Annotated in this window: 12 protein-coding genes; 4 read left to right on the top strand and 8 right to left on the bottom strand. The window is 66.3% G+C overall.

Annotation, left to right across the window (positions count from 1 at the left end; all coding sequences use genetic code 11):
• Positions 1 to 144: 144 nt before the first annotated feature.
• Positions 145 to 3210, bottom strand: coding sequence for a protein kinase (locus KF833_01845; GenBank protein MBX3744028.1), 3066 nt, complete (start codon positions 3208 to 3210; stop codon positions 145 to 147).
• A gap of 422 nt (positions 3211 to 3632) precedes the next feature.
• Positions 3633 to 4370, bottom strand: a complete 738-nt coding sequence (locus KF833_01850; protein ID MBX3744029.1) for a sigma-70 family RNA polymerase sigma factor — start codon at positions 4368 to 4370, stop codon at positions 3633 to 3635.
• A 1263-nt stretch (positions 4371 to 5633) separates the two neighbouring features.
• Between KF833_01850 and KF833_01855 the strand changes: the two genes are divergently transcribed.
• Entirely contained in the window at positions 5634 to 5822 is a 189-nt protein-coding gene (locus KF833_01855; GenBank protein MBX3744030.1) for a hypothetical protein, read from the top strand.
• Positions 5823 to 6061: 239 nt separating this feature from the next.
• On the opposite strand, the gene KF833_01860 is transcribed toward KF833_01855, so the two are convergent.
• A complete protein-coding gene (locus KF833_01860; GenBank protein ID MBX3744031.1) occupies positions 6062 to 7438 on the bottom strand; it encodes a Gfo/Idh/MocA family oxidoreductase in 1377 nt (458 codons plus the stop codon).
• 330 nt (positions 7439 to 7768) lie between these two features.
• Here KF833_01860 and KF833_01865 point away from each other — a divergent pair, with 330 nt between their 5' ends.
• The 3 genes from KF833_01865 (at position 7769) to KF833_01875 (ending at position 9703) form a co-directional block, all read left to right on the top strand.
• Entirely contained in the window at positions 7769 to 8224 is a 456-nt protein-coding gene (locus KF833_01865) for a hypothetical protein (protein MBX3744032.1), read from the top strand.
• Positions 8225 to 8299: 75 nt separating this feature from the next.
• On the top strand, positions 8300 to 9247 hold the full coding sequence (locus KF833_01870; GenBank protein ID MBX3744033.1) for a YafY family transcriptional regulator: 948 nt from the start codon (positions 8300 to 8302) through the stop codon (positions 9245 to 9247).
• Between the two features lie 69 nt (positions 9248 to 9316).
• On the top strand, positions 9317 to 9703 hold the full coding sequence (locus KF833_01875; GenBank protein ID MBX3744034.1) for a Dabb family protein: 387 nt from the start codon (positions 9317 to 9319) through the stop codon (positions 9701 to 9703).
• Between the two features lie 176 nt (positions 9704 to 9879).
• Here KF833_01875 and KF833_01880 read toward each other — a convergent pair whose 3' ends face one another.
• The 5 genes from KF833_01880 to KF833_01900 all read right to left on the bottom strand — a co-directional run bounded on the left by KF833_01880 (position 9880) and on the right by KF833_01900 (position 16105).
• Positions 9880 to 11742 carry a tetratricopeptide repeat protein gene (locus tag KF833_01880; protein ID MBX3744035.1) on the bottom strand — a complete coding sequence of 621 codons (1863 nt, stop codon included), beginning with the start codon at positions 11740 to 11742 and terminating at the stop codon, positions 9880 to 9882.
• Positions 11739 to 13010: an ATP-binding protein gene (locus KF833_01885; protein ID MBX3744036.1), complete on the bottom strand. Its 1272-nt coding sequence runs from the start codon at positions 13008 to 13010 to the stop codon at positions 11739 to 11741. The genes KF833_01880 and KF833_01885 overlap by 4 nt, the downstream gene beginning before the upstream one ends.
• 155 nt (positions 13011 to 13165) lie before the next feature.
• Complete coding sequence (locus KF833_01890) at positions 13166 to 14119, bottom strand: hypothetical protein (GenBank protein ID MBX3744037.1); 954 nt, start codon at positions 14117 to 14119, stop codon at positions 13166 to 13168.
• Positions 14091 to 15287: a glutathionylspermidine synthase family protein gene (locus tag KF833_01895; protein MBX3744038.1), complete on the bottom strand. Its 1197-nt coding sequence runs from the start codon at positions 15285 to 15287 to the stop codon at positions 14091 to 14093. The genes KF833_01890 and KF833_01895 overlap by 29 nt, the downstream gene beginning before the upstream one ends.
• Entirely contained in the window at positions 15284 to 16105 is an 822-nt protein-coding gene (locus tag KF833_01900) for a hypothetical protein (protein ID MBX3744039.1), read from the bottom strand. Before KF833_01900 ends, KF833_01895 begins: the two co-directional genes overlap by 4 nt.
• Positions 16106 to 16171: the final 66 nt, after the last annotated feature.

Genomic DNA, 16171 nt, shown 5'->3' on the forward strand with positions numbered 1-16171 from the left:
CTGCACAGGATGAGGCGCAGCCCGAGACCGTGCAGGCCCCTTCGTGTCCGGGCCGCCCACCTCTCATTAACCGGGAAGTTTCGATCTGTTACAGGAACCGTGACGGCGGAACTTCGAGAGCGGGCGGCGGCGGTTCTCTGGGCGTCAGGGTGCCGATGGCGCCCCAAACCAGACGGTGACGGTGCCCTCGCCGTCGGAGGCGGCGACGTGGGTGCCGTCGCGGCTGACGGCGACGTCCCAGACCGGGCTCTGGGTCGTGACCTGGAGGCTGAGGAGTAATTGGCCGGTTCCGGCGTTCCAGACACGCATGGTGCCGTCGGTGCCGCCCGTGAAGATGCGGGTGCCGTCGGGACTGTACGTGGCGGCCAGGACCCTTCCGTCGTGGCCGGTCAGGGGTGGAAGCGCCAGAGCGCCGTCGCGGACGTAGCGCACATGGGTGGCGCCATCCCCGGCTCCATGAACCAGCCGGGTGCCGTCCGGGCTGAACGCCAGGCAGCGGGTGGTGCTGGAGACGTTCGTTTGCCGCCAGGCGTTGGACCAGTTGTCGGTGCGCCAGAGGGCAACGGAGCCATCGTTGCTGCAGGAGGCCAGGAGGGACCCATTGGCGGAGAAGCGCACGCCTTCGACCTCGCGGGCATGGGCGGGGATGGGAAGGCGGGTCCACCGGCGGGTTGCAATGTCCAGGACCCGCAAGGTGCCGTCGGTGCAACCGGCGACGAGGCGGCGCTCGTCCGGGCTGAGATCGAGCCACCAGATGGCAGGCTGACCGTCTGCAGTGTCCGTCTGGAACTCGACCTCGCCGGAAGCGGCGTTGACGCCATGAAGTCGGCCGGCGGTCCCAGCGGCGTAGAGCCGGCTTGCATCGGCCGTCTGGGCGATCGCGTTAATCAACGTGTTGTCGAACTGGATGCGGCGGGTGAGCGAGGCCGAGTGGAGGTCCCATTCGAGGAGTTCACCCGCGAGGCTGGCTACCCGCAGACGTAGCCGATCGGGCGTGAACCGAAGAGTTCGCAACTGGCCCGGCGGTCCGGTCAACCGCAGGTGATCCGGGTGAGGACGTTCCAGGCGAAGCACTTCGCCGCTGGCGGCCCAAGTCAGAATGGCCGGACTGTCGTCGAGGAACACAGCCCCGGCCTCCGAACGCCCGTCGAGGGCGATGACGGCGTCAAGGCGTCCTGTGTCCACGTCGGTGATGACCACCTGTCCGAAGTAGGCACACGCGAGCAGGCGGCGTCCGGTCGCATCGAACGCCGTGCTCCAGAATTCGGACAGCCCCGCCGGTACGAACAGATCGTGGCTCGATCGGGCCTCCACGTTCCACAGGCGCAGTCCGGAGCCTCCCGCGAGGCGGCGTCCGGTGCTGACCACCTGGGGTTTCGAGGGATTCGCCGCCACGGCAATCACGTGGGCGGGCTGGTGTCCCAAGCGATCGAGGAGGGGATTGGAACCCGGTTCCCAGCGCCACAGCCCGCCGGCGTCGTCGCCCAGGATCAGCGTGGCCGCCCCGGTGAAGTCCAGGTCGGTGATGGGAACGGCGACAGAGGTCCCGGCTTCCTGGCGTCCTTGGAGCGTCCAGACCTGAGCCTGGCCATCGCCGGTGGCGACCCCAAGCCAGATTTCGTCGGGTGACAGCGCCAAGGCCCGGATCGGGGAGGTCGTGGTCCACTGTGCCCGGAGTTCGCCGGCGGGCATCTGCCACACCGTCACCTCGCCGTTCCGGGTGGCCGCGGCCAGGACGGTTCCGGCGGGGCTGACCGCCAGGAAGGCGGCGTTGGTGAGCCCCAGCGTTCGGCGTTCCCTGCCGTCGGACAAGGACCGGAGGCGCAAGGGTTGGTGTTCGCCGGCGGTCACGAACCAACCCTGACCTGCGTTTGCGGCGACCGCGGTGAGGCCGGCCGGTTCCTGACAGAGGGGAATGGAACGCCAGGAGTGCGCCCACGTCCGGAGATGCCACCATTCCCAACCCCGCAGTTCGGGGCGGCAATTAGCGAGCAACCGGGCGGAGGCGGCGTGGCGTCCGGCTTCGAGCTGGAGGGTCGCTTCGGCTGTGGTGGCGGCGTAGACTTGGGCCGACAGTTGGCGATTGGTGCGATGCTGGTGGGCGGCGACGGCGAGCAGGATGCCGACGATCACCATGGCCGCCGCCGCCTGGCTGAACGCGGCGAGCCGGTTCCGGAGAATCCATGCCTTCAGTTCGGCCAGCGCACCGGTCCGGTGGGCGCGCACCACGCGACCTTCGATCCAGGCCTGGAGATCCTCGGCGAGTTCGGTGGCGCTCGGGTAACGGGCGGGGGCCTTCCGGTTCATGGCCTTGCTGCAGATTGCCAGCAGCTCGGCGGGTTGGTGTCGCGCCGCCACGCCGAGAGGATCCGGCGGGCCGGATCGCACGGCCTCGATCACCGCCTTCGGGGTCCGGGCCTGGCCGGAACCGAGGAAGGGGGGGTGACCGGTCAGCAGCTCGTAGAGGATGGCGCCGAGCGAATAGACATCGGAGGCGGGCCCGATGTCCTCGATCCGGCCTTCGGCATGTTCGGGCGACATGTAGGCCGGGGTTCCCAGGACCGTTCCGTCCACGGTGAGCAAAGGGGAACCCTGGTTCGCCGCGGATTCGGCGCCGGCAGATCCCGGCTGAGGGGATGGGGAGGCCGGGGTTTTGGATCGGTCGGACGGGCGGAGGTTGTACAGATCGCCACGATCCAGTCGCCGCGCGAGGCCCCAGTCCATCACATAGACCTCGCCGAGTCGGGCGACGAGAATGTTCTGGGGTTTGAGGTCGCGGTGGATCACCCGGTGTTCGTGTGCGTGTGCGACGGCCTGGCAGGCTTGGACGATGACGTGGACGGCACGAAGGAGGGTCCATCCCTCGAGCCGGTCCCGGGCGAGAGCGAAGATCTCGTTGAGCGCGCGCCCCTTCACCAGCTTCATGGTGAAGTAGATGCGGCCGTGCGGGTCGACGCCGATCTCATGCACCGGCACGATGTGCGGATGATCGAGCTGGGCGGTGATCTGGGCCTCTTCCACGAAGCGGTCCACCCAGGCGGGAGGCAGCGAATCGAGCGAGACCGGTTCCGTGCCGGCCAGATTCGTGCCGATGACCTTCATGGCGATCTGGCGGTTGAGCTCGCGATCCAGCACGGCGTAGATCACTCCCATGCCACCGCGGGCAACCACGCCCCGGATTTCGTAGCGCCCACCCCGGGAAGGTTCCACGACCGGGGTTCGAGGAGGTTTTGAGGCGCCAGGTTCCACGTCCGGGTCGGCCGTGGTGTCCCCGCATGAGGGAGGCGTTTGAGGCCGGGGCTGGCCGCCCAGGCCGGCAGCCTCATGCAAGCGACGCAGTTCCTTCGCCAGTTCGGGATAGGCCGCGCAGAGGGCCGCAAAGCCCTCCGGCCCGGCCTGAGGTTGACGGGCCAGGAATTGCGCAAAGACCTCGCCAGCCATTGGGAGCCCCGGACGCAAGCGGCAGGCCAGGCAGACATCGCCCGCCACACCCGTGACCGGATGGCCGCAGGTCCGGCAGGTCAGGGGCTGTGGGGGAAGGGGTGCCACGTCATTCGATCCGCGTTTCCGACGATGAGTAGTGACCCGCCCGGCGGCAAATGTTACACGGCGGACCCACGGTGAGGCCGGTTTCAGCGGCTGACCACGCGCATGAGGAAGCGGACCTCATCCTCGACCTCGGCTTCGGTGGCAACGGTTTCTGCGACGGTTTCCCGGAGCAGTTCCCGGTAGCGTTGCCGGAAGCGATGGAAGGTGACCCGCAAATTCACGGGTGTCAGATCGAACCGGGCGCACAGCTCCGCGTACGGCACAGAGGTCGCATCGCCCCACAAGTGCTGGTGGAACTCATGGAAGAGGGCGCCGCGCCCCTGGGCTTCCCACTCGCCTTGCAGTCGCTCCATGACCCGCTCGATCAGGGCTCTGGCCCAATGCCGGTCGTAGGCGGTCGCCGGGGTTTCGGGTTCGGCCGCCCCGGCCCCGAAGCGTGCCTCGGCGCTGACCGTGTCCAGCGAGATCGGCAACTGCCCGCCACCCCGCTTCTGGGCCGACCGCCGCCGCCGCTCGTTGTGCAGAAAGTTCTCGATCGACGCGAGCAGGAAGGACCGGAACCGTCCCAGCGTGCGATCTGCCCGCGACAGCTGATTGCGGGCGAGGAAGTCCGCGAGAAACGACTGGGTCAGATCCTGCGCCTCCTCGGGTGAGAGACCCTTGCGACGGAGAAAGGCATAGAGCGGAAACCAATAGGCCCGACACAGCCCGTCCAGGGCGGCCCGACATCGCTCACTGGCCAAGTCCCCTGCGGCCACAACGGCACTCCAATGGGTGGTGGCGAACGTTGCAGCGCCGGGCTCGATCCGATCTTCCGCCATGCGATGTGGGGACGTTAATACCCCATGCCGACGCGCTCCAACCAATAAGGAACCCTGACGGCGTTCTTCAGGTTCGAGCGCTGGCACATCCGGTGTGGCCACCGGGTCCCGGCCCCCAATCGAACCCAGCCGTACCCGCTTCAACATCGTTGGGTAGCCGGCGTCAGCACCGATCTCCCCGGTGGCCGCACCGTGCCTTCCCTCCTGCGCCTCAACGGATCTCGAGTTGAAGGAAGAAGGGCGTTCCGTCGTAACCGTTCACAGGATTCTGACCCGATCCAGTAGGGCCGGCCGTTGTCCTTGTGGCCGGTTTCGTCGCAGTTGAGCTGGGATGGATGGGGCAGCAGCTCCATGAGTTGCTTCTGCGGCCGGTCGTATCGATTGAACCGGTCGTTGCGATCCGGTCCCTGGGTCCGTCCGACACAGGTCCAGTTGGCCGCTGCATGGCAGGCTCCCTGGAAGCGGCCCTCCCCGCCTCCCCTCGCACTGCACCCCACCCCATGCAGGAGCGCGGACAGGCCTGTCCGCTCTTCCCCCCTCCGACCTGCACCCCGCGGACAAGGCTGTGCGCGCTCCGCTTGAGATATCACCCGGCCAAGCCGGCTGTCGCCCGGGGTCTGCCGTTCCAATCGCAAGTGTCTACATTCGAGGGGGCAGTATCGTGGGCCAAGCACCCCTGATGGAGCCAAAGTGGCGAATCAGTGTTGGGAACGTGTTTAACACCGGGTTGGGATTCACGGGTGCGCCCTTCTCATCCAGATAAAGACAACCGACTTCTTTAGAGCCTGTCTGAAAACTGGGAGGGGCCCTGTTGTCGCGGAAAAGACCGGATGGCGAGGCGCGAGGAGGGAGCATACCCGCCAGCGGTCTGTGACCGAGGAGCCACGAAGCCAGCCGGCCTTTTCCGCGACAACCCTTCGGGCGACGGTCCTTTCGGCCTGGGCCTGCGTTGGCTCGACCGTTACAGCCCGCTGCGGGGATGCGCCGGCCTCGCCGCCTTGGCCCAGGCCAAAACTCCTCGTCGCAGGGCCCCTTCCAGTTTTCAGACAGGCTCTTAGGAGGCAGTTTGGCAATGATTTCGAGGGCGGCCATGGAGGCTTCAAGCCAGGTGTCCTTGAGTTCGGCAAGACGCAGGGGCACCTCCAAGGCAAGGTCGGCGAGGTCCTCCGGACGATAGACCGCGTGCCGACCGGCCCAGTGGACAATGGCTTCGGGTGAGAGACCCGGATCCTTGCCGGTGCCGGCCCAAGCCAGAGCACCCAGGTGAAGATGGTGTTGATGAAGGTGGAGGACGTCGATCCAGTCGCGAATTTCGGCTCGCCCAGCAAAGGCCAGAACCTTGTTCACTGCGGCATCCCAGAAATTCAGGCGCCATCCCAACTCAGGGTCGGGTTCGACAGGAAAGAACCGGAAGGCACTGTCGAAGGCCCATTCGATTCTCGTCTGGTGTGATCCCTGACGGACCACCGCCCGATCCTAGGGTTGTCGATGCCACCGCAGCAAGGGGTCAACATGGGCGTCTTCCTCGAAAGACGACCCTGGGGTCATGACCCCGGGCGGCCTCCTGCCGACATGGCGCCGTGGCTTACTGCATGGATACGGCTAAACCTTCGTTGCCCACGAGGGGGCCCGCTCTTGGAACAGGCCCAGGGCAATGGCGCCAAGGTCGGTTGAGCGGGTTCCCGCGTCGGTCAGAGGGTCCAGCCCGCCCGATAAGGGGGGTTCACCAGCGTGGTGGCGGCGGCGTGGTTCTTGAACTGCAGGGCGTCGCCATCCCACAGGAGTTTCTCCCCGGGGAACCGCAGCGCGATCAACCCAAGCAATCCGAGGTCGGTGAGGGGGCCGCCGTAGGCAAACCGGGATCCCGCCGGCCGGCCGGTCCGGATGGCCTCGGCCCAGTCCCAGACGTGGCCGCGCACCCTGGGAACTCTCTCCGCCGGCGCCCGGCTGCCCGAGTACTGTTCCATCAGGTCTTCGGGCAGCAGGACGGCATTCCCGCCGCCGTGGGAACCATGGACGATCATCCCTTGGTCACCGTGGAGGATGGCTCCCGTGCCGGGGACGGGATGATCGGCGGCAAGCCCGGGGGGCCGGGGAATGCGCGTCCGGCCATCATGCCAGACCAGTTGCACGGGGCCGCGATCCGCCTTGGCGGGAAACTCATAGGTGATCCTCGTGCCGGGAGGGTAGGTCAGGCCCTGGGTCGCGAGATCGTAGTCCACCGCCTCCGCGCGGATGCTGGAGGGAGCGCCGAGGTCCAGCGCCCAGAAGGCGGGGTCCACGACATGGCAGATCCAGTCACCGACCGCGCCGCCGCCAAAGGGAAGCCAGCCCCGCCAGTTCCAGTGCACCCACAACGGCGAGTAAGGCCGGAACTGGGCCGGTCCCACCCAGAGTTCGTAATCCAGCCCGGCCGGGACAGGAGGGCGCTCCTGCAATTTCGGCAGGTTGGGAATCTGGCAGTACACCTGCGGAAAGGCGTCGCACCCGGCATGGACGGTATGCACCTTGCCGATGGCGCCCGCCCAGATCCACTCGCACACCCGGCGGATGCTGTTGCTGGAATTCCCCTGGTTCCCCAGTTGGGTGACCACTTTATGCTCCTGCGCGGTCGCCATCAGCCGGTGAACCTCGCCCACGGAATGGGCCAGCGGCTTCTCGCAGTACACATGTCTGCCCCGTCGCATGGCCTCCATGGCGATCACCGCATGCGTGTGGTCCGGTGTCCCGATCACCACCCCGTCCACCCCCGGGCCCATCCGGTCCAGCATCACGCGGTAGTCGGTGAACCGGCGCGCTTTCGGATACTTCTCGAACTGCTTTCCGGCGTAGTTCTCGTCCACGTCGCACAAGGCGACGATGTTGTGTCCCAGCGACGCCGCCTCATCGATCACGGCCCCGCCGCGGCTGCCGATTCCGACGCCCGCGAGATTCAGCTTCTCGCCCACCGGAAGCCCGTCCGCGCCCCCGACACGAACTCCGGGCAGGATGTTGAAAAGCGCGACGCCGCATCCGGCACGACGAAGGAACTGTCGCCGGGCGATCCCTGGGGATGGAGGTGGATTCATGGGAGCGGCGTTTATGACGCCGATGGGGTCCCCCAATCAACCGCCTTTCCGCCGAACCGCGCTCTGGCGGTGCATCCCGGAGTTGCGGGTGAGAAGGCAGCGAACCGGAGGGACGAGCTCTGCGAGTCCACAACCCAACGCTCCACACCGTTGCGGCCTCGTGGAACTCGGCCCTCCGAGACGGGGAACGGGGTCACATCTCTGATTTTGACACTTGCACCGGCCCTGCGGCTGAGTTCATTCCAATTGTCAAAATTGGAGATGTGACCCCGGTGCAATCGATGTGCTCGCACGGAGCTGGCCAGTGGGTAATCGTCGCCGGACGAAGTCATGGATGAGCGACAACTGTTGGAGAAACTGGCACTGATCGAAGCCCTGCATTCCGGGGCCGCCACGGCCGGCGAGCGGGATGCGGCGGCGGCGGCACGTGACCGCATCCGCAATCGCCTGCGTCAACTCCAGTCGGAGGAAGCCCCGGTCGAGTACAGCTTCAAGGTGGCCGACCATTGGTCCCATCGCCTTCTTGTCGCCCTGTTGCGACGGTACCAGATTCGCCCCTATCGGTACCCACGACAACGACACACCACAGTCATGGCCCGGGTCCCAAAAAAGTTCGTCGATGAGGTGCTCTGGCCAGAGTTCCAGGAATTGAGCCAGGTTCTCCGTCAGTACCTTGCGGACGTCACCGAGCGCGTGATCGCGACAGCCCTCGAACCGGACGCCTCGGACGTCGAGGAGCGCAGCGCGCCAGCGTCGCTCCCCGGATCCACTTCGGCGTCGTTTTAGCCCTGAGAACGAACCCGTTAATCCCCTTACAACCCCCTGCTGGTTGCCGGGCGATGGCCTTGGTAGAGTCCTGACATGAATCGGGTGGATCGGTTGCTCGCCCTGCTCCTTTTCCTGCAATCCCGCCGTGTCACCACCGCCGATCAGATGGCGCGGCACTTCGAGTTGAGCCTGCGGACCATCTACCGCGACCTCGCTGCCCTGGGCGAGATCGGGGTTCCCATCGTTGCCGAAGCGGGCGTCGGCTACACTCTGCGGCCGGGATTTCACCTTCCGCCGGTGAACTTCACGGCGGAGGAGGCCAATGCCCTGGTCACGGGGGGCATGCTGGTCGGACATCTCACCGATGCCTCGGTTCGCCCGCAGATGCAGTCGGCTCTGGCGAAGGTCCGGGCCATCCTGCCCCGCGAACAACAGGACCGTGCCATTCGACTGGAACGGGCGATGACCTTGACGGCCACGGTCAATGCGCCCGAGCAAGCCGGTCTCGGTCTCCTCCAGCGGGCATTGGCGGAACTGAGGGTCCTGCAGTTCACCTACCAGGCTCCAAGCCAATCGGAGCCAACGAAACGGACAGTCGAACCCCTGGGCCTCATCCGTTACCTCGAACGCTGGCACCTCATCGCATGGTGCCGGACCCGCCGGAGCCTCCGTGATTTTCGGACGGACCGAATGGACAAGGTTACCCTGTCGAGCCAGACCTTTGCACCGAAGGAGGAGTTCTCCCTCCGCGATTATGTTCGATCCATGCCCCAACCGGCGTTGAGAGCACGAGTCCGGTTCACACCGTCCGCTGCCGACCGGGCGAAACGCGAATGGTGGCCGGGGATTGTCGAGGAATGCCCAACGCCAGGGGGCGTGATCCTGACGTTGGCAGCCGTCGAGTGGGAGCCCTTGGTGGGATGGCTTCTCTCCCTGGGGCGGAATGCCTCCGTCATCGCCCCGGAGGCATTGCGTTCGTCGCTGGTGGAGGCAGCCCGTCATGCGGCGTTGCATCACGAACAGGAAGTTGAAGGCTCCTGACACAGGGTTGTCAGCGCCGCGAGCTAGGTTCTTCGCATGCGTGAACGAACCTGCAAGAACCCCCATCGGATGCTCGTGGCGCTGGCGCTGGCGGCGGTGCCCATGATTCTCGGATGTGGCACTGCCCGCCAGGTGGCGACGCCCGGAAGGTTCCATCACATCGGCCTCGTCTGGTTGAAGGAGCCGGGCAACGTGGAGCACCGCCAGAGGATCATCTCTGCGGCGCATGGGTTCGCGGGCGCGATACCCGAAGTCCAATCCATCTCGGTTGGCCAGTCGCCTCCCAGCACAAGTCCGTACGTTGATTCCTCCTTCGACATCTGCCTCATCATCCAGTTCGAGGACAAAGCGGCCATGGACCGCTACGCCAGGCATCCGGTCCACGAGAAGGCCGCGCAGGAGACCTTCCTTCCGCTTTCTCAACGACTGCTGTTTTACGACTTCATCGCGGAATGACCCGGGAACCTGAATACAAACGCCATGAGTGCAGACCGAACCATTTGCGACCCGAAGGAGTTCGCCGGCAAACGTGCCCTGGTTACCGGGGGAACCCAGGGGATTGGGGAAGCAACCGTGAAACAGGAGAGCCAGCGCAATGAACGAGCCTGGCTACCCTCAACACAGGATCCAGATCATGGGATGCCGGCGGTCGCCGGATGGGTGGCACCGGGGGTAGGGGTCGGCGATGCCGGCGTCTGCCGCAGTCGGGCGACCTGGGCGCGGCTCAGGGCCACGTCGTGTCGCTTCGGCGGATGGGCGGGATCGAGCTGGCTCAGGCGCTGGCGAATGGCCAAGGCCTCTTCAGCGCATGCCAGCGCCTTTTCCGTCATTCCATCACCGGCAAACAGTTCGGCCAACTGGTACAATTCGTAGGTTGGACCTCGCGCCAATGCCGCGTTGGTTGGATCCGCTTGAACCAGGGGCCGGAAGAGGTCCAGCGCACGGGTGTACGCCAGGATCGATTCGGCACGGTCGCCACGCAGTTGCGCCAGGTCTCCAAGGCGTTCGCACGAAATGGCCACGTCCCTCTTCCAGACCGCATTGTCAGGGTCTTCGGCCATGAGCCGCTGCCTCACGGCAAGGGCCTCCCGATAGGCCGCTTCCGCTCCGATCAGGTCTCCCCGGGCACGCAGCACGTCGCCCACCTTGTTCAGGCCGACACTTCCATCCCGCTGCCAGACCGGGTTGCCCGGGTCGCCCTCTGCCAGTTTCTGACTGATCGCCAGCGCCTCCCGATAGGCTGCCATCGCCCCGTCGAAATCACCTTGCGCGTGCAGCACATCGCCCAACTTGTCCAGGCTGACACTCAGGTCCCGCTGCCAGACCGGGTTCCCTGGATTCTCCGCCGCCAGTTGCCGACTCAGTTCCAGCGCGTTCTGACATGCGGCCATGGCGCCGGCCAAGTCCCCCTGATCGAACATCAGCCCACCAATTCGTTCCTGACTGACGCTCACGTCTCGTCGCCAGAGTGCATTGGCAGGGTCCGCCGCCGCCAGCCGCTGAAAGACTTCAAATCCCTTCCGATACGCGGCCAGCGCCCCATCTGAATCCCCCTGGGCTTGGAGCACGTCACCGATCTTCATCTGCCCGACGCTCACGTTCCGCTGCCAGACCATGCTGTCCGGGTCCGCGGCCGCCTGCCGTTGACTCACCTCCAGGGACTCCCGATAGGCGCTGTGTGCCCCTGCCAGGTCGCCTGTCTGGGCCAGGGCATTGCCCCACTCGGCGCTGAGCCGGGCCAGGGGGGCGTCCAGGCCCGCCTGACGGCATTGTCGGGTGACCTCGGCAATACGGGCCCTGGCGGAATCCCGGCGGCCCAGGAAGATTTCGTGCCCGGCCGCCTCACCCTGCCATTCGACATGCCGGAGGACCTGCCCGGCCGACGGCGCTCCGGCGGGGAGGCGAAGTCTGGATTCCAGCTCCTGGAGGCGACGCAACCTGAAGTCAGCCGGAGGCAGAGAACTGTCCGTCCCGCGAATCTCCTCTGGAATCACGCCGTGTCGGTCCATCGCATGATCGGGAAACCGGATCGTCTCCCGCCGCCAATCGAAGAAGTCCGGGGCTTCCCGCGTGCAAAGAGCGGCGAGGTATTCTGGCACCCAGAACACCACCGGACACCTGATCCTGTCGCGCCATTCGGACCGGCGCAGATTCAAGTTGTGGATCGCCTGGAGCCGGCTGCCGTTGGAAGGCACCGCCAGTTCCAGGTCCACCACCATGAGCACAGTGGCATCGAGGGTGACGGATGGGTTGCCAGGGTCGGTATCGCGGCTCCGTGCCAGCACGACTTCCAAGGCATCCTCGGTTTGGGCGTCCAGGGGAATGACACGGGCGAGATGGCCGGGCAGGGACTCGGCCAACGCGGCGATCCAGTCGGCCCGCGCCGCCGGGTGATTGCAGATCGCCAGATGCAACGCGAAGCCCTCGGCCCGGGTGACCGCGCGACGAAGGACCCGCATGGCATCCGCGCCGGTCTTCGTGCCCGTAGTGCTCACGATGGCGTGAAGTTGGAAAGATTCCGGATCACCGGGTTCACGTTGTAGTACGGCTCGCCATTGCGATACTCGAAGATATACAGCCAGTGCAGCATGCTGCGGCGAAGGGGATCGGGCAGTTCCGCCGGCAGGCGGTCGAGTCGGCCGCTACGGAACATGCGCAGCCACTTCCAACACTCGGCGGGAATCTCACGCGCCAGGCTATCCGAATAGTCGCGGATGGCCGCCTCGACGTCGGTTTGTCGCACCGGGAAGGCATCGACACGGTTCAGGGTCGCCTGCAGAAAGGCGAAGAGATGGCGTGTGTGTCCACCGGTCTGTCTGCACAGGTACTGCCGGGTCTGCGGACTGTCGAAGACGTGCTCCGGATCAACACCCGCGGCTTGGCAGCGCTTGCGAATCATCTCCTCCATCGTGGTCAGGCCGGTGGCTGGTTCCTCCATGCGCAACATGGGTACGGGAACGCAGTCCTCGCCAAACGTCTGACGCGTTTCGGCGAAGCGAGGCCCGTAGGCGAGGGAGATGGGCACGGCGTACACGATGCTCGCCTGGTAGTTCACCAACTGATCGCATCGATCGCAGAAGATCCGCTCGTGCCGGTCGGTCGGCAGCTTGTCGAGGCCATCGACAATCAGCACCAGTCCTCCCAGATTGGCAGCCTGCAAGGCCTGTGCGGCGGTCCTGAGAAGGTCGTTGGTGGCCTGGCGAAGGGTCGTGGTCTGAAGTTCGATGGCCTGACGGAGTTTTTGTCGGGCGGTGGGGGAGCCCTTGATCTCGGTTGTGAGTTTCAGTAATCCAGCACTGACATCCAACTTCTGGACGTTCGGTTCCGATTTCAACGTTGCACGGAAGGCATCCCAGACCTGTTCGAAGAGTACAGTGACCGGCGAAAATCCCGGGATCTTCTGCTGCTGCAACTGGTCCTGGACCTGTGAAGCCATCATCACCGCCAGATCGGGGGAGTCCAGGTCGGCGATGTCGAGGTGCTGCGTGGCGTCCATGTAGATCACACAATACCGGGACTCGTTCCGGTGCGGGTTCTCCAGCAGATGCTTGAGGCGAAAGAGTTCGGTGCTCTTTCCAATCCCTCGGTGCCCGGTGAAGAGTTTGAATTCGGGCCTTGCCGGATCTGCGCGCCGGAGGGCCCGTGCAAGAAGTGTGACCACATGACTGCCCCTGGCCTCATCGCAGTCCACCCATCGCTCATCGCCGCCCTTGAGCGCCTCATCCGGAGCACACGCCCGGTACAGTGCGGTGATCGAATCCATTTAGGGCATGTCTAAGCCGTCGGACAGACCCTGACCAACAGATTCCGGACCCCAGGGTCACATCTCTGATTTTGACAATTGCCTGCGCACTGCGGTTGGACAGTTTCCAATTGTCAAAATCAGAGATGTGACCCTGGCGGCCCCCATTCCGATCTTCAACCGCCGCCCGAGGAGGGTTCCGGGATGAGGCGGCCGAAGCCGCCGGAGGCGGAGCGCTGGTACTCGGCATCCTTGAAGGTTTCGTCCTCGGGGGCGGCGCGGAGATCGAACGGGGTCAGGTCGGGGTCGCTCAGGGCGGCGCCGTGGATTTCGGTGAAGCCTTCCTTCCGCAGTCCCGCGAAGTAGGCGCGGAGATCGGCCATCGGGGTGGAGGACCGTTCGGGCACGATGCAGACGAGGTGCCGGATGCCGGCGCGGCGCAGCGTCTCCGGGCCGGGAAGGGAGGCGTCGTCGAGGTAGTACCGGTTGTCGAATTCGCGGGGCCGGGCGGGCCGCTGACCCAGGCGATCCCGGTCGCAAATCCAGACCGGTGGACTGGCGGGGCTCAGGCGATGGCGCACGGCGGAGATCACGGGCGCGAAGCGGAGCAGGCCGGCGAGAAGGTTTTCCGCCCGGATCAGGCCCTGCGGATGCGGCCAGTGGTTGAAGGTGCAGACCGGCTGATACCCGGCGGCGACCAGACGCGCGGCGAGGGCAATGGATGGATACCCGGCGAGGTCGAGGATCACCCAGACGCCGGACCGGACCCAGTCGTCCCCCAAGGGTTCACCCTGGCACGCGGTGTCGAGGTGGGGCGGCAATTCGAGATGGGCCGCCTGCTCGGGGGCGGTGGGCCAGGGTTCGTTGCGGGCGCCCTTGTCGGTGCCGACCCGGTCGAGGGCATCGAGCGATGCGAAGAGGGGGACGCAGTGAAAGCATTCCCAGGGGGTTTCGGGCAGCGGCCCCCAGACATCGCAGAGCGCCTCGCCGGAGCGATACCGCATCCATTCGGAACCGCCCTGGGCGTCCGTGGCGCCGGGTTGTCCGACCGTCACCGCCGCGCGGGACGGTCCGAAGGGGATCCGGAACCGCCCGAGGGCCTCAAGTATCTTCGACCAGGGTTGCCACATGATAGGCTTCGTGAGTGGTGATGGGTTGGGCGGCGACGCGGCTGTAGTAACCGGCGAAGCGGCCGTTGACGACATAGGCGCCGAGGGCGGGGTACATCGGTCCCTCCTCGAACCCGATTGGCGCCACCTCGAACCGTTCCTGCATCAGGAAATCCCCGGGCCGTTTGGCCGCCTCGGTGAGGGCTCGGGTCCATTCGGCCTCCCCGACCATGGCGCCGAGAACGACGGAATCGCCCATGCGCCCGAAGGCCTCCTTGAGCACCCAGCGCGGACGTTCGGCCACCCAGCGGTCGAGTTGATCGGGGCGATAGGGTTCGCTGAGCGGGGCATGGTCCCGGACCCAGCGGCGGTCGTCGTCGGTCCAGCCATCGCCGCCACCCCAGTCGATGAAGAGGCGCTTGCTCTGGCGGATGAGGCGCCGGAGGGGATTCATCATGGGCAGGTGGGGCAGGGCACGGGCCCAGGTGTCGCGGTTAGGCAGCCAGCGGAACCATTCCCCGGGATAGAATCGCAGCGCATGATCCACGGACTTGCCGAGGAACGAAGGGCGTCCCCACCGCCATTCGAGATGGGCGGGGGAACAGAGCACGCCGTCGATGCCCGCCTGGGCCAGCCAGTCCTGGACGACGAGCATGTGTTGAAGATCCTCGGCGTAGCCCGTGGCATGGATGAAGGCGACCCGTCGCGATGCGCGAAACGCCTCCTGTAACGCGCCGCGCAAGTCGCCCAGGAAGCGTCCGCCCGGCGCCCGGCCGCCGAGGAGTTCCGGCACGCCGACCGCCTCATTGAACCCGCCCGGCGCGTCCTCGTTGAATTCGGAGACCCACCAGCGTCCGTCGGTGGAGGGGAAGAGGTCGTAGCGGGCGAGCTGGAGGGGACCGTCCGCCGGTTCGCGGAGCAGCAGTTCGATGGATTCACGGGGAATGCCCAGCCCTTCGAGCGCCTCGCGGGAGTTCGCGAGGCGCCGTTCCACGCGGGCCAGCAGCCCCGAGAACCGTTCGACCGTTGCCACCACCCGACGGTGTTCCTCGACGGTCAGGACCAGCGACTCGGGCAGCACGAGGCAACGTCCGCCCGCCCGCACATCCCATTTCCGATACCGGAAACGCAGCCGCCGGATGACCTCCCGGAAATCGTCCTTCGAGAGTCCCCACGGCTGCGTCCTCATGCCAGCTCCGCCAGGCGCCCTTCGAGCATCCGGTTGAGGAAATAGAACGCCACCCCGGACCCGATGTAGGCGATGCCCTCCCATCCCCGCCCGCCGTCGGCGCCCGAGGTCAGCAGGCGATTCTGTCCGAGGGTGAACAACTCGCGCACCCCCAGCAGGACGGCCACGCCACCCACCGCCACCAGCCCGTGCCGCCATCCGTAGAAATCGCCCGCCACCGCCTCGGTCAGGACCCAGGCTGCCACCAGGGCGTAGATGGCTGCCGCCCGCGCCTCTGGGAGGCGCCGGTCGCGGCGAATCCGCAACCGGGTGGGGCCGGGTTCCCGCCAGAAGAACAACGCCATCGCCCCGAGCCAGGCCAGCCAGCCGGCGAAGAAGAAGCCGACCGGGATCCACCAGCCGCCTTCGTCGTCGCCGGTGGGGTCCGCTTCGCCCCAGAGGCAGCCTCCGAAGATCATGCCGGTTCCCAGCACCATGGCCGCAGCGAGCCGTGCGGCGGCGGGATTGGCCCGCTCGACGACGTCCACGCGGAGGCGCACGCCAAAGAAGCGGGCGGCGAGGACGCCGAAGCCGCGCACGGCGGCGAAGCCCATCAGGAGATAGAACGCCACGTAGATCCCCTGCACGCTGGGATCGGCGTAACGCATGAGCACCAGGAGCAGCCAGGCCATGGCGAGGATCATGGCCAGCCGGACCAGTCCGAGGCCTGCCGTACGCCGGAGGGCGAGGGGCGGCATCCAGGCGGTGCTGGTCAACCCGGTGCTCGCCGCCACCACCACGGCGCACGCCCCGGCCACAAAGACTTCGTCACCTGACATGGCTTGTTGGTTTCCGTTCCCCTGCGTTGCCGGCTCCCGGCTGGGCGGCCATGCGTTGGTCACGTT

The sequence above is a fragment of the Verrucomicrobiia bacterium genome (assembly GCA_019634625.1).
Taxonomy (GTDB): domain Bacteria; phylum Verrucomicrobiota; class Verrucomicrobiia; order Limisphaerales; family CAIMTB01; genus CAIMTB01.